Annotated in this window: 17 protein-coding genes; 11 read left to right on the forward strand and 6 right to left on the reverse strand. The window is 60.5% G+C overall.

Features of this window, described 5'->3' with window-relative positions; all coding sequences use genetic code 11:
• Positions 1-29 precede the first annotated feature (29 nt).
• The 6 genes from hisS to AC1RP7_RS13550 all read left to right on the forward strand — a co-directional run bounded on the left by hisS (position 30) and on the right by AC1RP7_RS13550 (position 7,075).
• The gene (gene hisS / locus AC1RP7_RS13525; protein WP_008053247.1) at positions 30-1,319 is read left to right on the forward strand and encodes a histidine--tRNA ligase; all 1,290 of its coding nucleotides are present in this window, start codon (positions 30-32) and stop codon (positions 1,317-1,319) included.
• 41 nt (positions 1,320-1,360) lie between these two features.
• A complete protein-coding gene (locus AC1RP7_RS13530) occupies positions 1,361-2,002 on the forward strand; it encodes a tetratricopeptide repeat protein (protein WP_057716297.1) in 642 nt (213 codons plus the stop codon).
• Entirely contained in the window at positions 1,995-3,146 is a 1,152-nt protein-coding gene (gene bamB / locus AC1RP7_RS13535; RefSeq protein WP_057716296.1) for an outer membrane protein assembly factor BamB, read from the forward strand. The genes AC1RP7_RS13530 and bamB overlap by 8 nt, the downstream gene beginning before the upstream one ends.
• A 240-nt stretch (positions 3,147-3,386) precedes the next feature.
• Positions 3,387-4,856: a ribosome biogenesis GTPase Der gene (gene der / locus AC1RP7_RS13540; protein ID WP_057716294.1), complete on the forward strand. Its 1,470-nt coding sequence runs from the start codon at positions 3,387-3,389 to the stop codon at positions 4,854-4,856.
• 291 nt (positions 4,857-5,147) lie between these two features.
• The gene (locus AC1RP7_RS13545) at positions 5,148-6,296 is read left to right on the forward strand and encodes a pyridoxal phosphate-dependent aminotransferase (protein WP_150813626.1); all 1,149 of its coding nucleotides are present in this window, start codon (positions 5,148-5,150) and stop codon (positions 6,294-6,296) included.
• Entirely contained in the window at positions 6,284-7,075 is a 792-nt protein-coding gene (locus AC1RP7_RS13550; RefSeq protein ID WP_057716292.1) for an amidohydrolase, read from the forward strand. Before AC1RP7_RS13545 ends, AC1RP7_RS13550 begins: the two co-directional genes overlap by 13 nt.
• 186 nt (positions 7,076-7,261) lie before the next feature.
• On the opposite strand, the gene leuA is transcribed toward AC1RP7_RS13550, so the two are convergent.
• The 3 genes from leuA to xseA all read right to left on the reverse strand — a co-directional run bounded on the left by leuA (position 7,262) and on the right by xseA (position 11,598).
• Positions 7,262-8,941, reverse strand: coding sequence for a 2-isopropylmalate synthase (leuA, locus tag AC1RP7_RS13555; protein ID WP_057716291.1), 1,680 nt, complete (start codon positions 8,939-8,941; stop codon positions 7,262-7,264).
• A 452-nt stretch (positions 8,942-9,393) separates the two neighbouring features.
• Positions 9,394-10,215, reverse strand: a complete 822-nt coding sequence (locus AC1RP7_RS13560) for a peptidoglycan DD-metalloendopeptidase family protein (protein ID WP_102670186.1) — start codon at positions 10,213-10,215, stop codon at positions 9,394-9,396.
• Positions 10,216-10,218: 3 nt separating this feature from the next.
• Positions 10,219-11,598, reverse strand: coding sequence for an exodeoxyribonuclease VII large subunit (gene xseA / locus AC1RP7_RS13565; RefSeq protein ID WP_493183324.1), 1,380 nt, complete (start codon positions 11,596-11,598; stop codon positions 10,219-10,221).
• Positions 11,599-11,794: 196 nt separating this feature from the next.
• Between xseA and AC1RP7_RS13570 the strand changes: the two genes are divergently transcribed.
• Positions 11,795-12,562: a sulfite exporter TauE/SafE family protein gene (locus tag AC1RP7_RS13570; RefSeq protein ID WP_493183325.1), complete on the forward strand. Its 768-nt coding sequence runs from the start codon at positions 11,795-11,797 to the stop codon at positions 12,560-12,562.
• Positions 12,563-12,702: 140 nt separating this feature from the next.
• Here the strand turns inward: AC1RP7_RS13570 and AC1RP7_RS13575 are convergent, their stop codons facing one another.
• The 3 genes from AC1RP7_RS13575 to AC1RP7_RS13585 are packed head-to-tail and all read right to left on the reverse strand — an operon-like array spanning position 12,703 to position 15,098.
• Positions 12,703-13,110 carry a DNA polymerase III subunit chi gene (locus AC1RP7_RS13575; protein ID WP_090453250.1) on the reverse strand — a complete coding sequence of 136 codons (408 nt, stop codon included), beginning with the start codon at positions 13,108-13,110 and terminating at the stop codon, positions 12,703-12,705.
• An 8-nt stretch (positions 13,111-13,118) separates the two neighbouring features.
• Positions 13,119-13,547, reverse strand: a complete 429-nt coding sequence (locus tag AC1RP7_RS13580; RefSeq protein WP_057716286.1) for a DNA polymerase III subunit chi — start codon at positions 13,545-13,547, stop codon at positions 13,119-13,121.
• Between the two features lie 60 nt (positions 13,548-13,607).
• Positions 13,608-15,098, reverse strand: coding sequence for a leucyl aminopeptidase (locus AC1RP7_RS13585; RefSeq protein ID WP_493183329.1), 1,491 nt, complete (start codon positions 15,096-15,098; stop codon positions 13,608-13,610).
• A gap of 392 nt (positions 15,099-15,490) precedes the next feature.
• On the opposite strand from AC1RP7_RS13585, the gene lptF reads away from it, so the two are divergent.
• The 4 genes from lptF (at position 15,491) to lepB (ending at position 20,494) form a co-directional block, all read left to right on the forward strand.
• Positions 15,491-16,609 carry an LPS export ABC transporter permease LptF gene (gene lptF / locus AC1RP7_RS13590; RefSeq protein WP_102670179.1) on the forward strand — a complete coding sequence of 373 codons (1,119 nt, stop codon included), beginning with the start codon at positions 15,491-15,493 and terminating at the stop codon, positions 16,607-16,609.
• The gene (lptG, locus tag AC1RP7_RS13595) at positions 16,602-17,663 is read left to right on the forward strand and encodes an LPS export ABC transporter permease LptG (RefSeq protein WP_057716284.1); all 1,062 of its coding nucleotides are present in this window, start codon (positions 16,602-16,604) and stop codon (positions 17,661-17,663) included. Before lptF ends, lptG begins: the two co-directional genes overlap by 8 nt.
• 171 nt (positions 17,664-17,834) lie before the next feature.
• The gene (gene lepA / locus AC1RP7_RS13600) at positions 17,835-19,634 is read left to right on the forward strand and encodes a translation elongation factor 4 (protein ID WP_008053223.1); all 1,800 of its coding nucleotides are present in this window, start codon (positions 17,835-17,837) and stop codon (positions 19,632-19,634) included.
• Positions 19,635-19,639: 5 nt separating this feature from the next.
• On the forward strand, positions 19,640-20,494 hold the full coding sequence (gene lepB, locus AC1RP7_RS13605; protein ID WP_057716283.1) for a signal peptidase I: 855 nt from the start codon (positions 19,640-19,642) through the stop codon (positions 20,492-20,494).
• The last annotated feature ends 54 nt before the right edge of the window (positions 20,495-20,548 follow it).

Raw genomic sequence — 20,548 nt, forward strand, 5'->3', positions numbered from 1 at the left:
AACGAGCCGCATGAATTTAAGGATTTAAAGTGAGCAAGTCTCTGCAAGCCATTCGTGGCATGAACGACATCCTGCCCGAACAGACTCCCCTGTGGCGTCATTTTGAAGGCACCGTTTCGCGCCTGCTGGATAACTACGGTTACAAGCAGATCCGCATGCCGATCGTCGAGTTCACCGAACTGTTCAAGCGTTCCATCGGTGAAGTGACCGACATCGTCGAAAAAGAGATGTACACCTTCGACGACCGCAACGGCGACTCCCTGACCCTGCGCCCTGAAGGCACGGCGGCCTGTGTGCGCGCGGTGCTGGAGCACGGCATCACTGGCGGCGGCCAGGTTCAGAAACTCTGGTACATCGGTCCGATGTTCCGCCACGAGCGTCCGCAAAAAGGCCGTTATCGCCAGTTCCACCAGATCGGTGTCGAAGTGTTCAACCTCGACGGTCCGGACATCGACGCCGAGTTGATCGTGCTGACCTGGCGCCTGTGGGGCGAACTGGGTATCCGCGATGCGGTCAAGCTCGAGCTCAACAGCCTGGGCACCAGCGAGTCTCGCGGTCGTTATCGCGAGGCTCTGGTCGAGTTCCTGTCCCGGCATCTGGACAAGCTGGACGAAGACAGCCAGCGCCGCCTGAAGACCAACCCGTTGCGAGTCCTGGACACCAAGAACGCCGAGACGCAGGCGATTCTGGTCGATGCGCCGAAAATGGCCGACTACCTCGACGAAGAATCCCGCGTGCATTTCGAGGGCCTCAAGGCTCGTCTGGACGCCGCCGGCATTCCTTATGTGATCAACCCGAAGCTGGTTCGCGGGCTGGATTACTACAGTAAGACCGTTTTCGAATGGGTCACCGACAAGCTGGGCGCCCAGGGCACCGTGTGTGCCGGTGGTCGCTACGACGGTCTGGTGGAGCAGATGGGCGGCAAGCCGACCGCCGGCGTTGGCTTTGCCATGGGCATCGAACGCCTGGTGCTGTTGCTCGAAACCCTGGAGCAGATCCCGCAAGAGATCTCCCGTCAGGTCGACGTCTACCTCTGCGCCTTCGGTGAAGCCGCCGAACTGGCCGGCCTGACCCTGGCAGAGCGCGTGCGTGACCAGTTGCCCAACCTGCGCCTGCAAGTGAATGCCGGCGCCGGCAGTTTCAAAAGCCAGTTCAAGAAGGCCGACAAGAGCGGCGCGCTGTACGCGCTGATCCTCGGTGACGACGAAATGGCCCAGCAAGTGGTAGGTTTCAAACCCCTGCGTGGCCAGGGCGAACAACAAAGCATTGCCTGGGATGCGCTTGCTGCACACCTGGCCACCTGCGTCGTGCAGGGTTGAAGCTGTCTTAACAGCCGAATTAGCGATTAAGGAGTATTGGGGTGTCGAGTACCGAAGACGAACATTTGATGGAATTGAAGGAATGGTGGTCACGCAACGGTAAGCCCCTGGTCACTGGCGGCCTGTTGGCGCTGGTCATCGTGTTCGGCTGGCAGGCGTTCCAGAAGTATCAGAGCAATCAGTCGCAAGGCGCCTCGATTCTCTATCAGCAATTGCTCGAAACCACGCTGACGCCTGACGGCAAGCCTGATGCGGCCCGTGTTTCGGACCTGGCCGGCAAGCTCAACAGCGAGTTCGGCGGCAGCGCCTATGCGCAGTACGGCAGCCTGTTCGTGGCCAAGGTAGCGGTCGACAGCGGCAAGCTGGACGACGCGGTCACCGAGCTCAAGGCCATTGTCGCCAAACCGGCCAACCCGGCGCTGGGCGAAATCGCCCGTCAGCGTCTGGCCCAGGTACTCGGCGCGCAAAACAAGGCCGACGAAGCACTGAAGCTGCTCGAAGGCGATGCCGACAAGGCATTCCTGGCCACTCGCGAAGAGCTCAAGGGTGACCTGCTGGTGCAGCTGGGTCGTACTGACGAGGCGAGCGCGGCGTATCAAAAAGCCAAGGCGGCACTGTCGGATGAAGCGGCGGTCGGTGGCCTGCAAATCAAGCTGGACGACCTGGCCAAAGGGGATGCGTGACGTGATTCGTTGGAAACATGCAGCATTGCTGGCCCTGGCCATTTTGGCCGCGGGTTGCAGCAGCAACAGCAAAAAAGAACTGCCTCCGGCCGAGCTGGTCGACTTCAAGGAAGAAGTGGTTCTGCACAAGCAGTGGAGTCGTTCGATCGGTGACGGTCAGGGCGAAACCTACAACATGCTGGTTCCGGCCATCGATGGCGATACCATCTATGCCGCCGACGTCACTGGCGTGTTGATGGCGATGGACCGCAACACCGGCGACGTCAAATGGAAGAAAGACCTCGAGTTGCCTGTTTCCGGCGCCGTTGGCGTAGGTTACGGTCTGGTCACCATTGGTACGATCAAGGGTGAAATCGTTGCCCTGGACGCGATCAACGGTGAAGAAAAGTGGCGCGCTCGCGTGTCCAGCGAAGTACTGGCGCCGCCAGCCAACAACGGTGACGTCGTGGTGGTTCAGACCCAGGACGATCGTCTGATCGGCCTGGATGCCTCCACCGGTGACCGTCGCTGGATCTATGACAGCACGCCTGCGGTACTGACCCTGCGTGGCACCAGTGCGCCGATCGTGACCAACCGCCTCGCGGTGGCTGGCCTGTCGACCGGTAAAGTGGTTGCCGTGGACATCTCCAACGGCGTACCGGTGTGGGAACAGCGCGTAGCGATCCCGCAAGGTCGTTCGGAGCTGGAGCGTGTGGTCGACATCGACGGTGGCTTGCTGCTGTCGGGCGAGACGCTGTATGTCGCCAGCTATCAGGGGCGCGTTGCTGCTCTGGACCTGCAAAGCGGCCGTCAGCTCTGGCAGCGTGATGCTTCCAGCTATGCCGGTGTCGCCCAGGGTTTCGGTACCGTTTATGTGACCCTGTCTTCGGGCACCGTTGAAGGCGTCGACGAGCGTTCCACCACAGCCTTGTGGAGCAACGACTCGCTGGCCCGCCGTCAACTGTCGGCTCCGGAAGTGTTCTCCAGCTACGTTGCAGTCGGTGACCTGGAAGGTTACCTGCACCTGCTGAGTCAGGTGGACGGTCGTTTCGTCGGCCGCGAGCGCATCGACAGCGACGGCCTGCGTGCCCGTCCGCTGGTGGTGGGTGACACGATTTATGTATATGGCAACAGCGGCAAACTGGAAGCCCTGACCATTAAGTAAAGGTTTGACTATGCTTGGGGTTAACCCCCCAGGCTGCTTCACCGTTTGTAAGAGTGTAGGAGCGAGCTTGCTCGCGATGGACGTCAACGATTACGTTGGCAATCTGGATAAACGCGGTGTCTTTGCGTTTTTCGCGAGCAAGCTCGCTCCTACAAAAAAACACACGGTGATTGCCCCGAGCACCAGCCGCTGCCTCGCAGCGGCTTTTGTATTTTCTGAAATAACGAAGTGGAGAGCCGCATGGTTCCCGTAATCGCCCTGGTGGGCCGACCGAACGTCGGCAAGTCCACCTTGTTCAACCGCCTGACCAGGACTCGTGACGCCATCGTCGGCGACTTGTCCGGTCTGACCCGTGATCGCCAGTACGGTGAGGCCAAGTGGCAAGGGCGTTCCTACATTCTGATCGACACCGGCGGTATCTCCGGTGACGAGCACGGTATGGACGAAAAAATGGCCGAGCAGTCGCTGCTGGCCATTGAAGAAGCGGATGTCGTTCTGTTCCTGGTAGATGCCAAGGCCGGTTTCACCGCCGCCGACCAGATGATCGCCGAGCATTTGCGCAAACGTAACAAGCGTTCCCACGTGGTGGCCAACAAGGTCGACAACATCGACCCGGAAATGGCCCGCGCCGAATTCGCCCCGTTGGGCATGGGCCACGCGATCCCGATCGCCGGTGCCCACGGCCGTGGTATCACCCAGTTGCTGGAAATCGCACTGAGTGACTTCCCGAAAGACGAAGACGAGCTGGAAGAAGGCGAGGAAGAAGATGTAGCCGAAGGCGAGGAAGCCAAGCGCATTCCTGGCCCAAGCGAAAAAGACGGGATCAAGATCGCCATCATCGGCCGTCCGAACGTCGGCAAGTCGACCCTGGTCAACCGCATGCTCGGGGAAGACCGGGTAATCGTCTACGACCAACCCGGCACCACCCGCGACAGTATCTACATCCCGTTCGAGCGTAACGACGAGAAGTACACGCTGATCGACACCGCCGGTGTGCGCAAGCGCGGCAAGATCCACGAAGAAGTCGAAAAGTTCTCCGTGGTCAAAACCCTGCAAGCGATCAAAGACGCCAACGTGGTGATCTTCGTGATGGACGCCCGCGAAGGCGTGGTGGATCACGACCTCAACCTGCTGGGCTTTGCCCTTGAGGCCGGTCGTGCATTGGTCATCGCGATCAACAAGTGGGACGGCATGACGCCGAGCGAGCGCGACTTCGTCAAGATCGAGTTGCAGCGTCGTCTGTTTTTCGTCGAGTTTGCCGATATTCACTTTATCTCGGCACTGCACGGCACCGGCGTGGGCAACCTCTACGCGTCGGTACAGAACTCGTTCAAGTCCGCGGTTACCCGCTGGCCGACCAGCCGCCTGACCCAGATCCTGGAAGACGCGGTCAGCGAGCACCAGCCGCCGATGGTCAACAGCCGCCGGATCAAGCTGCGTTATGCTCACCTCGGTGGCGCGAACCCGCCGATCATCGTGATCCACGGCAACCAGATCGAGAAGGTGCCGAAGTCCTACGTGCGTTACCTGGAAAACACCTACCGCCGTGTGCTGAAGCTGGTCGGTACACCGATCCGCATCGAGTTCAAGGGTGGCGAGAACCCGTACGAAGGCAACAAGAACACGCTCACCGACCGTCAGGTCAACAAGAAGCGTCGCTTGATGTCGCACCACAAGAAGGCCGACAAGAAGCGTCGCGACAAGCGCTGATTCAGCGCTTGCTCACTCTTTTGGGGTGGGCTTGTTGTGGCGAGGGGGCTTGCCCCCGTTCGGTTGCGCAGCAGCCGCAATACCTGCAAGTGCGGTCTACCAGACACACCGAGATCGCAGGATTGGGGTCGCTTCGCGACCCAACGCGGGCAAGCCCGCTCGCCACAAGGTACGGCGGTGATCAATTGAAGATGGGCGTCTATAAGGCGCCCTTTTTCATGCCTGCCGTTTGGGCTATCCTCGGATTCCCCCGCGCCGCCGTAGAGCCGGGTGTAGAGCAGGGAACCACCGATGATCACCAGCAAGCTGCCGAATGTCGGCATCACTATCTTCACTCAGATGTCTCAGCTCGCGGCTCAGACCGGCGCGCTCAATCTGTCCCAGGGCTTTCCCGATTTCGCGGCCCCGCAGGCCCTGTGCGATGCGGTCGGCCGGCATATCGCCAGCGGCCATAACCAGTATTCGCCAATGACCGGGCTGCCGGTGTTGCGTCAGCAGATCGCGGCGAAGATCGCCCGCAGTTATGGCGTGCAGGTGGATGTGGATACTGAAGTGACGGTTACCCCCGGTGCGACCGAGGCGATTTTCTGTGCCATTCAGGCGGTTATCCACAGCGGTGACGAAGTCATTGTGTTTGACCCGGCATACGACAGCTACGAACCTTCGGTGGAGCTGGCAGGCGGCCGTTGCGTGCATGTGCAACTGGGCCTGAACGATTTCAGTATCGACTTCGAGAAGCTTGCTCAGGCACTGAGCCCGCGCACGCGGATGATCATTCTCAACACCCCGCACAACCCTAGCGGTGCGTTGATCAGCCGTGACGAACTCGACCAGTTGGCGACGTTAATCCGTGATCGCGATATCTATGTGATCAGCGACGAAGTCTACGAGCACCTGGTGTATGACGGCGTGCCTCACGTCAGCGTGCTGGCCCATGAAGAGCTGTATCAGCGTGCATTCGTGGTCAGTTCGTTCGGCAAGACCTACCACGTCACCGGCTGGAAAACCGGTTATGTGATCGCACCGCCGGCCCTGACGGCGGAATTGCGCAAGGTGCACCAGTACGTCAATTTCTGTGGTGTGACGCCGCTGCAATATGCCTTGGCCGATTTTATGGCCGAGCATCCCGAGCACGTCGAAGAGCTGCCTGCTTTCTATCAGGCCAAGCGTGATCTGTTCTGCGATCTGCTGGCGCCGTCGCGTTTCAGTTTCACCCGGGTGACCGGCACCTATTTCCAGTTGGTCGATTACTCGCAGATCCGCCCGGACCTCAATGACGTCGAGATGGCCCTGTGGATGACTCGCGAGCACGGCGTGGCCAGTATCCCGATCTCGGTGTTCTACCAGACGCCACCGGTCGGCCAGCGCCTGGTGCGGCTGTGCTTTGCCAAGCGTGAGGAGACCCTGCGTGAAGCGGCGGAAAAACTATGCGTGATCTGAGTGCATTGCCGAAACTGACCGTTGCGCTGATCCAGACGTCCCTGGCCTGGCACGACCGCCAGGCCAACCTTGAGCATTTCGAGCCGTTGCTGGAGCAGGCTCGCGGCGCCGACCTGATCATTCTGCCGGAGATGTTCACCACCGGTTTTTCCATGGAGTCGGAAGCCCTCGCCGAAGCGGAAAACGGGCCTACCAGTAAATGGTTGCGGGCTCAGGCTTTGAGGCTTGATGCGGTGATCACCGGTAGCGTGATCGTCCAGGCCGCCGACGGCAGTCATCGCAATCGTCTGTTGTGGGCCCGCCCGGATGGCGAGGTGTGGCATTACGACAAGCGTCATCTGTTCCGCATGGCCGGTGAGCATAACCACTACACCCCCGGCGAGCGCCAGGTGCAGTTCGAGCTCAAGGGCTGGCGAGTACGGCCGCTGATTTGCTACGACCTGCGCTTCCCGGTGTGGAGCCGCGACGCCCAGGACACCGACCTGCTGCTGTACACGGCGAACTGGCCCGGTGCGCGGCGCCAGCACTGGAACCGCTTGCTGCCGGCGCGGGCGATCGAGAACCTGTGCTATGTGGCGGCGGTGAACCGTATTGGCACGGATGGCAAAGGTTTTGCGTATACCGGTGACAGCCAGGTCCTGGATTTCCAGGGCGAGACGCTGCTCAGTGCCGGAGAGGCTGACGGGGTGTTCAAGGTGGTGCTGGATGCGGCGGAACTGGCGGCGTATCGCACGCGGTTTCCGGCGAATCTGGATGCCGATACCTTCGAGTTCACCTGAAATCTTTACTGTCTGACAGGGCCTCATCGCGAGCAAGCTCGCTCCCACAGTGACCGCGTTCACACCGATCAAATGTGGGAGCGAGCTTGCTCGCGATGGGGCCGGGACAAGCAACACAAAAACAGGCAGGCAAACAAAAAGGCCCCAAGGTTCGCACCTTGAGGCCTTTTGCATTTCAGCGATGGGTTACGCCGCTTTCGCTTCCGGCTGGCTCAGCGAGCGGTTCAGTGCGCTGAACAGGGCCTTGAAGCTGGCGGTGGTGATGTTTTCGTCGATGCCGACGCCATGCACCGCGCGTTCGCCGTTCACTCGCAGTTCAATGTAGGCCGCAGCCTTGGCATTGGTGCCAGCGCCGATGGCGTGCTCGTTGTAATCCATGATTTCCACCGGTACCGGCAAGCCGGCCACCAGCGCCTCCAGGGCGCCGTTGCCCTTGCCGCGCCAGTGCAGGTTAGTCTCGCCCTGGCCTTGGCTGGCCACTTCCACTTCGACGGCGCTGTGACCGTTTTCTTCCTGCAGGCGATGGCTGACCAGCGCGTACGGGGTGTTGGCCTGCAAGTACTCGCTGTGCAGCAATGCGTGGATCTGCTGGGCGGTCATTTCCAGGCCCAGGCGGTCGGTTTCACGCTGCACGACCTGGCTGAACTCGATCTGCATGCGACGCGGCAGGCTGATGCCGTATTCCTGTTCCAGCAGGTAGGCGATACCGCCCTTGCCCGACTGGCTGTTGACGCGGATGACCGCCTCGTAGCTGCGGCCGATGTCGGCCGGGTCGATCGGCAGGTACGGTACTTCCCACAGTGCGTCCGGTTTCTGCTGGGCAAAGCCCTTGCGGATCGCATCCTGGTGCGAGCCGGAGAACGCGGTATGCACCAGGTCGCCGACGTACGGGTGACGCGGGTGCACCTGGATCTGGTTGCACTCTTCGACGACTTTGCGCACGCCGTCGATGTCGGAGAAGTCCAGCTCAGGGTTCACGCCCTGGGTGTAGAGGTTCAACGCCACGGTCACGAGGTCGACGTTACCGGTACGCTCGCCGTTGCCGAACAGGCAGCCTTCGACACGGTCGGCGCCAGCCATCAGGCCCAGTTCGGTGGCGGCAACGCCGGTGCCACGGTCGTTGTGGGTGTGCAGGCTGATGATCACGCTGTCACGACGGTTGATGTGACGGCCAAACCATTCGATCTGGTCGGCATAGATGTTCGGCGTCGCGCATTCCACCGTGGCCGGCAGGTTGAGGATCATCTTGTGCTCGGGCGTCGGGTTCCAGACTTCGATCACCGCGTCGCAGACTTCCTTGGCGAACTCCATTTCGGTGGCGCTGAAGGTTTCCGGCGAGTATTCGAAGGTCCACTCGGTGTCCGGCTGCATGGCCGCGTATTTGACGAACAGCTTGGCGGCGTTCACGGCGATGGCCTTGACCCCGTCCTTGTCCTGGTTGAAGACAATGCGGCGGAAGGAAGGGGAGGTCGCGTTGTACAGGTGAACGATGGCTTTCTTCGCGCCGCGCAGGGATTCGAAGGTGCGCTCGATCAGGTCTTCACGGCCCTGGGTCAGCACCTGGATGGTGGTGTCGTCCGGGATGTGGTTGCCTTCGATCAGGGTGCGGACGAAGTCGAAGTCGGTTTGCGAGGCGGCCGGGAACGACGCTTCGATTTCCTTCACGCCGACCTGCACCAGGGTTTTCCAGAAACGCAGCTTCTTGACGGCGTCCATCGGTTCGATCAGCGACTGGTTGCCGTCGCGCAGGTCGGAGCTGCACCAGATCGGCGCGGCGGTGATGGTTTTCGACGGCCAGGTGCGGTCCGGAATGTCGATGGTCGGGAACGCGCGGTATTTCGAAGACGGGTCTTTGAGCATGCTCATCAGGAAATCCTTATTGTGTTGGCCGAAAAAAGGCGGCCTGCCGGTGGATCAAAAGTTCTTGGACTAACGCTTGGGACGAGGCACCACGATTCAGCCCGGCAGTCGTGCACTGACGAGGCACAGGCTGCGGTGTTGGCGGAGCTGAATGAGGGTGTGAGAGGTTTTCATGCCTTCAACCCTAACCTTGGGGGGGAAAGATGGCAAGCAGTCGAAAAAAATTGAGAGGAATACTCGTGGGCGGGTATTTATCGAGATTTTATTGCTGTGATTGGCAGTGATTGTTTTGTTGTTTGCGCGAGGTTTGAGTGGTGCGCAATTGATGATGTGACACTGCCGGACTGCTTTCGGTGTCTGTGATATTGCCATCGCGAGCAAGCCCGCTCCCACAGGTACAGCGCAAACCCTGTGGGAGCGAGCTTGCTCGCGATGAGGCCATCAGCTTCAACAAAAAGCTAGGGCTGAAACGCACCAATGAAGATAGCCGGATCGACCCGCGCATCGTTCAGGCTGATGTTCCAGTGCATGTGCGGTCCGGTCGCGCGGCCGGTCGCGCCGACTTTGCCGACCACGTCACCACGGGCCAGTGGCTGCCCCACCTTCACGTCGATTTTCGACATGTGGCAGAACATGCTGATAAAGCCCTGGCCATGGTCGACGAACACCGTGTTGCCATTGAAGAAATAGTTGCCGATCAGGATCACCTTGCCGGCGGCCGGGGTCTTGATTGGCGTACCGCCGGGTACGGCGAAGTCCAGGCCTGAGTGGGGGTTGCGCTCTTCACCGTTGAAAAAGCGCCGCACGCCGAACTTGCTCGACAGCGGCCCGTTCACCGGTTTGTCCAGCAGCAGGTTGCTCGGGGTGTTGGGGCTGAACGTGCGGTAGGCAGTAATCTGCTCAGCCAGTTCACGCTCGATGCGCTTGAGATTTTCCGGGTCCGGATTGACCTGTTGGGTGTTCTTCAGGGTGATGCGCTGTTCCGGGTATTTCTTATTGCCAACCGTAAAATTCAGATTACGGCCGCCGCTGCTGACCGATTGAACCCCCGGCTTGACCGTCAGCGGCAGGCCGACAATGGCCAGCCAGTTGTTCTGTTCCTTCACTACCAGCACCGGTTTGCCTTGATAAGTGGCTTTTGGTGCCTGGGCGGACGTGCCCAGGTCCACCACCGCAACGCCTCCCGGCACCGGTTTGTTCAACTGGCGAGTAATGTAGCTGTCGGCATGGGCGTTGAAGGTCAGGAGCAGCAACAGCAGCGGAGCAAAGAAACGCGGCATGGATCAATCCAGTAAAGAAAGGGTGACGGGCGTCAGGTGATTGTCTTCGACCCGCACTTGCAGTTCGCCTTCGCCCAGTTTGGCCTTCAGGCGCTGGCCGGTATGGGTTTGCGCGGCGTTGCGGATCGCGTTGCCGCGCTCGTCCAGCAAGATGCTGTAGCCACGGCCGAGGGTCGCCAACGGGCTGACCACATGCAGTGTCTGCATCTGGCTGTGCAACTGCAGGCGACGGCTCTTCAGCCCTTCGCGGATCGCGCGCGGCAGGCGTTCGGCCAGGCTGTCGAGGCGCTGGCGAAGCATTGCCAGTTGCCGGCCCGGATGTTGTGCAGCCAGACGGGTTTCCAGGCGGATCAAGCGTTCGCGGCGGCTGTTGAGGCTGCGCTCGAACGCGCGGCGCATGCGCATGTCCAGGTCATCCAGGCGTTGCGCTTGCTGGCGCAGGCGCTCGCCGGGATGGCGTAGGCGTCGGGAAACGCCTTCCAGGCGCAGGCGGTCGCGCATCAAGCGGTCACGCATGCGCATCACCAGCCGTCGGTGCAGGCTTTCGACCCGACGCATCAAGTCGCTGGAGTCCGGTGCGAGCAATTCGGCGGCAGCGGAAGGGGTGGGCGCGCGTACGTCGGCCACGAAGTCGCTGATCGACACGTCGGTTTCATGGCCGACCGCGCTGACAATCGGCGTCACGCAAGCGTCTACGGCGCGGGCCACGGCTTCTTCGTTGAAGCACCAGAGATCTTCCAGCGAGCCACCGCCCCGGGCCAGGATCAGCGCGTCGAAACCGCGGGCATCGGCCAGTTTCAGGGCGCGGACAATCTGTGCTGTGGCTTCACGGCCCTGTACGGCGGTAGGGATCAGGGTCAATTGCACCTGCGGTGCACGACGGCGGAACACGCTGATGATGTCGCGGATCACCGCCCCAGTGGGCGAACTGATGATGCCGATGCGTTGCGGATGCGCCGGCAACGGCACCTTGCGCTCGGCACTGAACAGGCCTTCGGCGCTGAGCTTTTCCTTGAGTGCATCGAACGCCAGGCGCAAGGCGCCATCGCCGGCCGGCTCCACGGTGTCGAGGATCAGCTGATAATCACCGCGTCCCTCGAACAGTGAGACCTTGCCACGCACCTTGACCGCCAGGCCGTCTTTCAAGGCCTGACGAACCCGTGCCGCGTTCTGCCGGAACAACGCGCAACGCACCTGGGCGCCACTGTCCTTGAGGGTGAAATACACGTGGCCGGAAGCCGGGCGGGCGAGGTTGGAGATTTCGCCTTCGACCCAGATGTTGCTGAACACGTCTTCAAGCAACACCCGCGCGCGGCCGTTGAGCTGGCTGACGGTCAGGACTTCGCGGTCCAGGCCGAGTCTTGCAAAGGGATCTTTAATCATGGGGCGCAGTTTAAAGGCATTTGCCTGGCAATCTCCACGACTGCTCACAAATCCATTGAGGGCATTTATGTGGGAGCGAGCTTGCTCGCGATGGGGCCAGCAAATTCAGCATTGATGTGCCAGACAGATCGCCATCGCGAGCAAGCTCGCTCCCACAGAGGTAAAGTCGCCTCATGTGATCAAGGAAGATGTTCGGATGAATGTGTTTGAACTGTTGAACCAATGGCCATTCGTCCCGCTGGATTGGCTGGTAATCGGTGCGGGCATCGCCCTGGCCTACATCGTGTTCGGCATCGCCGGTTTCGGCACCGCGCTGGTGGCGGGGCCGATTCTGATTCTGTTCATGCCGCTGTCGAAGATCGTGCCTTTACTGGTGTTGCTCGATTTTGTCGCGGCATTCGGCAATCTGCTGCCGTCACGGCGAGATGTGGCGAGGCCGGAGCTGTTGCGGTTGCTGCCGTGCATGGCGGTGGGCTGCACACTTGGCGTGATATTCCTGCTGAACCTGAAATCCGACCTGTTGCTGCTGCTGATGGGGCTGTTTATCAGCGCCTATGCAATTTACAGCCTGTGGATAAAGGTCCGTCCGGCGCAGTTGTCCGCCGCGTGGGCGCTGCCGATGGGGACGGTGGGCGGAATGTTTGGCGCGTTGTTTGGCAGCGGCGGCTTTCTCTATGCGATCTATTTGAACAGCCGGTTGCCCAAGGAGGCGGCCCGGGCCACCCAGAGCGCGCTGATCAGTTGCAGTACGGTGGTGCGTTTGAGCCTGTTTGCAATCGCCGGTGTGTATGCCGATTTGCCGTTGCTGGTGCTGGCGGTTTGTCTGTTGCCGGCGATGGTGCTGGGGCTGTGGTTCGGTCGACGGCTGACCATGCGCTTGTCCCGCGAGGCGTTTGTGCGCCTGGTGACGTGGCTGGTGCTGGCCAGCGGGATCGCGTTGATCGGACGCTATCTCAGTACCTGAAGATTCAACTTGTGGCGAGACGCTTTGTGTGGGAGCGAGCTTGCTCGCGATGGGGTCAGCAAATTCAGCATTGATGTGCCAGACAGATCGTCATCGCGAGCAAGCTCGCTCCCACAGAAGAGCCCCCCACTGCAAGTTGTTCAGTCGTTGTACTGGCTCAACAAGCGCTCCAGTCGCGCACTGAGGCGGCGTTTGATTTCGGTCTCGATGTGCGGGGCGAAATCGTCGATCACGTCTTGCATGATCAATTGCGCGGCGGCGCGCAATTCGCTGTCCAGGTGCAGCAAGTCATCCGGGTTCTTGCTGGGGGCGGGCGCCGACGTTGCCGCGGTGACGGGTTCAACGATCGGGGCAGGCGTTGTCGGTACGACGGGTGGCGAAGGTTCGCTCACGGCGTCGAACAACATGGGAATCTGTTCCTGATCACCTTCCTCGACCGTGTCGGTCAGCAGAGGCGGTTGCAGGTTGTCATCGCCGAGCAATTGGCGGATCGACTCAAGGTCGTCCAGCAGGTGCGCGGACTGTTGCAGCGGTTTTGGAGTGTCCATTGGAAGGCTCAGAGTCGCTGTAAACGGTGATCTTGCAGAGGATAGCCCTGTTCGCGGTAGAAACGGAAACTCTCCCGCGCGGCCGCTCTGATCGTCGGATCCTCCACCACCACTTCCGCCACCCGGGCGAACCTGTTGGCGAAGGCCGGGACTTTCAGGTCGAGATTGACCAGCAAATCCTGATGTTGACCGCAGTCATCGCCCAACCCCAGGACAATCAAACCCTCAGGCTCGCTGTCGGCAGGGCCGTGGGGCACGAAGCTTTCGCCCTTGAACGTCCACAGCCGCGCATCGAGATCGTCACGCTGGGCCGCGTCGCTGCAATGCAGGTAGATGCGGTGGCCCATGCGCCAGGCTTTCTCGGTGAGCTTGCAGGCAAAGTCCAGGCGTGCCGAAGGATCGGCGCTGGGCAGGATATAGAAGTCGACTTTGGTCATTGCGGTTCCAGAGCGGCAAGCGGCGCCACCGAAAAGTGACGCCGCGGCCCATCAACGGTTTCAGGCTTTGGCGCGGTCCAGCAGGTATTGGGTCAGCAGGGGAACCGGACGGCCAGTGGCGCCCTTGTCCTTGCCGCCGCTGGTCCAGGCCGTGCCGGCGATGTCCAGGTGCGCCCAGTTCAGGTTCTTGGTGAAGCGCGACAGGAAGCAGGCCGCAGTGATGGTGCCGGCTTTCGGGCCGCCAATGTTGGCGATGTCGGCGAACGGGCTGTCCAGCTGTTCCTGGTATTCATCGAACAGCGGCAGTTGCCAGGCGCGGTCGTCGGCGGCCTTGCCGGCGCTCAGCAGTTGGCCGATCAGTTCGTCATTGTTGCCCAGCAGGCCCGAGGTGTGGGAACCCAGGGCAACCACGCAGGCGCCGGTCAGGGTCGCGATGTCGATGACCGCTTGCGGCTTGAAGCGCTCGGAGTAGGTCAGGGCGTCGCACAGCACCAGACGGCCTTCGGCGTCGGTGTTGAGGATTTCCACGGTCTGACCGCTCATGGTGGTGACGATGTCCCCCGGGCGCGAAGCGTTGCCGCTCGGCATGTTTTCGGCGCAGGCCAGGATGCACACCAGGTTGATCGGCAGCTTCAGCTCGAGCACGGCACGCAGGGTACCGAACACGCTGGCGGCGCCGCCCATGTCGTACTTCATTTCATCCATGCCGGCGCCCGGCTTGAGGCTGATGCCGCCGGTGTCGAAGGTGATGCCTTTGCCGACCAGCGCGTACGGCTTCTCGGATTTCTTGCCACCGTTGTATTGCATGACGATCAGGCGCGGAGGCTGGGCGCTGCCCTGGCCGACGGCGTAGAACGAGCCCATGCCCAGGGCCTTGATCTTCTTCTCGTCGAGGACTTCGACTTTCAGGTCCTTGAATTCTTTGCCCAGGTCTTTGGCCTGCTCACCGAGGAAGGTCGGGTGACAGATGTTCGGCGGCAGGTTACCCAGGTTGCGGGTGAAGGCCATGCCGTTGGCGATGGCGGTGGCGTGGGTCACGGCGCGTTGCACTTCAGCCTGGGCGGCCTTGATGGTCAGCAGGGTGATTTTCTTCAGCGCGCGGGGTTCGGCCTTCTGGCTCTTGAACTGGTCGAAGCTGTACTCGCCGTCCACCAGGGTTTCGGCCAGCAGGCGGGTCTTGCCATAACTGTCGCGGCCTTTGACGACCACTTCATCCAGGGCCAGCACCGCATCGCTGCCGCCCAGGCTTTTGAGGGTATTGAGGATGCCGGCGATGATCTTGCGGAACGGGCGGTCACCCAGTTCGTCGTCCTTGCCAACGCCCACCAGCAGCACACGCTCGGCCTTGAGGTTCGGCAGGCTGTGCAGCAGCAGGCTCTGGCCGACCTTGCCGGCCAGGTCGCCGCGCTTGAGCACAGTGCTGATCGCGCCGCCGCTCAGTTCGTCGAGTTGTTTGGCAACACCGCCGAGCTTGCGGCCTTCGCCGACGGAGACCACGAGAGTGGCGGTCTTCAACGTTTCGGGGTTGACGCTTTTTACAACCAGTTCCATGTCCGGGTCCCTGAATTGATGGTTATCACGCATGCGCCCGACACCTTATGTGCGTCGATTGCTTATAAACAGAAAGGCGCCAGGATCGACCGGCGACAAAGGCCGCAGTTTGAACCTCGCTACCGGCGGCTGACAACCCTCGACCGCACGAATGTAGGAGCGAGCCTGCTCGCGAAGAACCCTAGATTGACGCAGGGTGTCAGGCTCCCCGCGTTATCGTTGACGACCATCGCGAGCAGGCTCGCTCCTACAAGGGGGGATGCATTGCGCAGTGACAGGCGCACCCAATCACAGGATAATGCGCCATCTTTTTTCGGCGGCTCTGCCTTGCGGGCTGTCCGATACGTTTGCTTGTTCGGCCGCCTTAGCCTGACAACCCTGGAGTGTCTGGTTTGATCGTCTTCCGTTATCTATCCCGCGAAGTCCTGTTGACCTTGAGCGCCGTCAGTGCCGTGCTGCTGGTCATCATCATGAGCGGTCGCTTCATCAAATACCTCGCCCAGGCGGCTTCGGGCCTGCTGGATCCGGGGTCGTTGTTCCTGATCATGGGCTATCGCCTGCCGGGCTTCCTCCAGCTGATCCTGCCGCTGGGGCTGTTTCTCGGGATCCTGTTGTCCTACGGTCGCCTGTACCTCGAAAGCGAAATGACCGTGCTCTCGGCCACGGGCATGAGCCAGCAGCGGCTGTTTTGCATGACGCTGTTCCCGGCCACCCTGGTTGCGCTCGTCGTTGCGTGGCTGAGCCTGAGCCTGGCGCCACAGGGGGCCAATCAGTTTCAGTTGCTGCTGAACAAGCAGGATGCCCTGACCGAATTCGATACCCTGGAGCCAGGGCGTTTCCAGGCTTTGCGTGACGGCACCCGGGTCACCTACACCGAGAGCATGTCCGATGACCGCGTCAATCTGGGTGGTGTGTTCATCTCGCAAAAAAACATCAGTTCCAATAACAAGGATCGCGGGATTTCTGTGCTGGTGGCGGAAAAGGGGCGCCAGGAAATTCGTCCGGACGGCAACCGCTACCTGATTCTTGATAACGGCTATCGCTATGACGGTAGTCCGGGGCAGGCCGACTACCGGGCGATCAAGTATGACGAGTACGGTGTGTTGCTGCCAAAACCGGAAGTCAGTGACGAAGTCACCGACCGTGACGCAATGCCGACCCGTACATTGATCGGCAGTGACGACATTCGCATGCGCGCCGAGCTGCAATGGCGCATGTCTCTGCCGTTGCTGGTGTTCATCGTGACCTTGATGGCGGTGCCGCTGTCACGGGTCAACCCGCGTCAGGGCCGATTCCTCAAGTTACTGCCGGCGATTCTTCTTTATATGGCTTACCTGAGCATTCTGATTGCCGCCCGCGGTGCCCTCGACAAGGGCAAGATCCCTGCGGTGTTTGGCTTGTGGTGGGTGCACGGGATTTTCCTGTCCATCGGCCTGGGCTTGCTCTACTGGGAACCCTTGCGCTTGAAGAGGGCGAGTCGCCGCAGCGCGCTGGAGGTGGCCCGTGGTTAAGCTTGATCGCTACATTGGTAGCAGTGTGTTCATGGCGATCCTGGCGGTGCTCGGGATCATTCTTGGTCTGGCGACACTGTTTGCCTTCATCGACGAGATGGGGGAAATCAGCGATACCTACACCCTGGTCGATGTGCTGAGTTATGTGTTGTTGACCGCTCCGCGCCGGATGTACGAAATGCTGCCGATGGCTGCGCTGATCGGCTGCCTGATCGGTCTGGGCAGCCTGGCCAGCAACAGTGAGCTGACCATCATGCGCGCCGCCGGCGTGTCGATCGGCCGGATCGTCTGGGCGGTCATGAAGCCGATGCTGGTATTGATGCTGGCCGGCGTGCTGGTCGGCGAGTACGTCGCTCCGCCCGCTGAAACCGCCGCACAGGCCAATCGCTCGCTGGCCCAGGGCAGCGGTGATGCACAAAGCGCCAGGCACGGCTTGTGGCACCGCCAGGGCGATGAGTTCATTCACGTCAACTCGGTACAACCCAACGGCATCCTGTATGGCGTGACCCGTTATCGCTTCGACAAAGAGCGGCACATGCTGTCGGCGAGTTTCGCCAAGCGTGCCAACTTCGAAAACGATCACTGGCAGTTGTCGGATGTCACGACCACGCTGTTCCACGAGCGCAGCACCGAAGTGGTTTCGACCCCGCAAGAGCGCTGGGACGTTGCGTTGAGTCCGCAGTTGCTGAACACCGTGATCATGGTGCCCGAGTCGCTGTCGATCAGTGGCCTGTGGAGTTACATCCATTATCTGGCGGACCAGGGGCTGAACAATGGCCGCTACTGGCTGGCATTTTGGGTCAAAGTGTTGCAGCCGCTGGTGACTGCCGCTCTGGTGTTGATGGCGATTTCCTTCATCTTTGGTCCGCTGCGCTCGGTGACCCTGGGTCAACGGGTGTTCACCGGCGTGCTGGTGGGTTTCACCTTCCGTATCGTTCAGGATCTGCTGGGGCCTTCGAGCCAGGTGTTCGGCTTCCCGCCGTTGCTTTCGGTGCTGGTGCCGGCGGGTGTTTGTGCCGTGGCGGGGCTCTGGCTGTTGCGTCGAGCTGGCTGATGGCGGGCATTTTCCGACCGCTTTGACGTTAAAAAACGCCCTTGTCGCAAGACCGGGGCGTTTTTGTAGGCACCGTCTGACCTGCGAACGTGACGCTTGCGCCGTGGATCAGGTACAATTCCCGGCTATTTTTCGGCGGGCTATGCCTGCAGCCTTTTTGAGTGTTGATCCGTGAGTGATTTGAGTCATATCCGCAATTTCTCCATCATCGCCCACATTGACCATGGCAAGTCGACGCTGGCCGATCGCTTCATCCAGATGTGTGGCGGCCTCGCCGAGCGCGAAATGGAAGCCCAGGTCCTGGACTCCATGGACCTCGAGCGTGAACGCGGGATCACCATCAAGGCGCACAGCGTCACCCTGTATTACAAGGCTCGCGACGGTATCAACTACCAGCTGAACTTCATTGATACCCCCGGCCACGTTGACTTCACCTATGAGGTGAGCCGTTCGCTGGCTGCCTGTGAAGGCGCGCTGTTGGTGGTCGATGCCGGTCAAGGCGTTGAAGCACAGTCGGTTGCCAACTGCTACACGGCCATCGAGCAGGGCCTGGAAGTGATGCCGGTGCTGAACAAGATCGACCTGCCACAGGCCGATCCGGACCGTGTTAAAGAAGAAATCGAAAAAATCATCGGCATCGATGCCACCGATGCGGTCGAGTGTTCGGCCAAGACCGGCCTGGGCGTCGACGAAGTGCTCGAGCGCCTGGTCGCCACCATTCCTGCACCGACCGGCAACTACGAAGATCCGCTGCAAGCGTTGATCATCGACTCCTGGTTCGACAACTACCTGGGTGTTGTTTCCCTGGTGCGCGTGCGCCACGGTCGTGTGAAGAAGGGCGACAAGATCCTGGTCAAGTCCACCGGCAAGATCCACCTGGTAGACAGCGTCGGTGTTTTCAACCCGAAGCACACCCCTACCGCTGACCTCAAGGCCGGTGAAGTGGGCTTCATCATCGCCAGCATCAAGGACATTCACGGTGCGCCAGTGGGCGACACCCTGACCTTGAGCTCGACGCCGGACGTTGATGTACTGCCAGGCTTCAAACGTATTCAGCCGCAGGTTTACGCCGGTCTGTTCCCGGTCAGCTCCGACGACTTCGAAGATTTCCGCGAAGCGCTGCAAAAGCTCACCCTGAACGACTCGTCGCTGCAATACACGCCGGAAAGCTCTGACGCACTGGGCTTCGGCTTCCGTTGCGGCTTCCTCGGCATGCTGCACATGGAAATCATCCAGGAGCGCCTGGAGCGCGAGTACAACCTGGACTTGATCACCACGGCGCCGACGGTAATCTTCGAGCTGCTGCTCAAGACCGGCGAGACGATCTACGTCGATAACCCGTCGAAGCTCCCGGACCTGTCCTCGATCGAAGACATGCGTGAGCCGATCGTGCGGGCCAATATTCTTGTGCCGCAAGAGCACCTGGGCAACGTCATTACCCTGTGCATCGAAAAACGTGGTGTGCAGGTTGACATGCTGTTCCTCGGCTCCCAGGTACAAGTGACCTACGACCTGCCGATGAACGAAGTGGTGCTGGACTTCTTCGACCGCCTGAAATCCACCAGCCGCGGCTATGCTTCGTTGGACTACCATTTCGATCGTTATCAATCGGCTAGCCTGGTGAAACTGGACGTGCTGATCAACGGTGACAAGGTCGACGCCCTGGCGCTGATCGTGCACCGTGACAACTCGCACTACAAAGGTCGCCAGTTGACCGAGAAGATGAAAGAACTGATTCCGCGGCAGATGTTCGACGTGGCAATCCAGGCCGCCATTGGCGGGCAGATTGTGGCGCGGACAACCGTCAAGGCGCTCAGAAAGAACGTATTGGCCAAATGCTACGGTGGTGACGTCAGCCGTAAGAAGAAACTGCTGGAGAAGCAAAAGGCCGGTAAGAAACGCATGAAGCAGGTCGGCAACGTGGAGATTCCACAGGAAGCCTTCCTTGCAGTGCTCAGGTTGGATAGTTAGGTCCTATGTCGCTAAATTTCCCGCTGTTGCTGGTCATTGCCGTGTTCGTCTGCGGCCTGTTGGCGTTGCTCGATCTGTTGATCCTGGCCCCGCGTCGGCGTGCCGCCATCGCTTCCTATCAGGGCAGCGTCAGCCAGCCTGACATGGTCGTGGTCGAGAAGCTGAACAAAGAGCCGCTGCTGGTTGAATACGGCAAGTCGTTCTTCCCGGTGTTGTTCATCGTGCTGGTGCTGCGTTCGTTCCTGGTGGAACCGTTCCAGATTCCTTCCGGTTCGATGAAGCCAACCCTGGATGTCGGCGACTTCATCCTGGTGAGCAAGTTTTCCTACGGGATCCGCTTGCCGGTGATCGACAAGAAAGTCATCGAAGTCGGTGATCCGCAGCGCGGCGATGTGATGGTGTTCCGCTACCCGAGCGACCCGAACGTCAACTACATCAAGCGTGTGGTTGGTTTGCCGGGCGACACGGTTCGCTACACCGCCGACAAGCGCCTGTTCGTCAACGGTCAATCGATTGCCGAGCAACTGGTCGGCTCCGAGCCGGGCACGCTGGGCAGCGCTGAGCTCTACAAGGAAAAACTCGGTGTGGCCGAGCACATGATCCGCAAGGAAATGAGCCGCTACCGCGCAATGCCGGACCATTCGTGGACCGTGCCGGCCGGGCACTACTTCATGATGGGCGACAACCGCGACAACTCGAACGACAGTCGCTACTGGGATGATCCGAACATTCCCAAGGATCTGCTGGGCATGGTTCCCGACAAGAATATCGTCGGCAAGGCCTTTGCGGTCTGGATGAGCTGGCCGGAACCCAAACTCAGCCACCTGCCGAATTTCTCGCGGGTTGGCCTGATCAAGTAATCAGACACGGCGCTGTTGAACACAGCGCCGAATGCATTTCTGGAGCCGGCACAA

The sequence above is a fragment of the Pseudomonas sp. GW822-FHT01E03 genome (assembly GCF_058802985.1).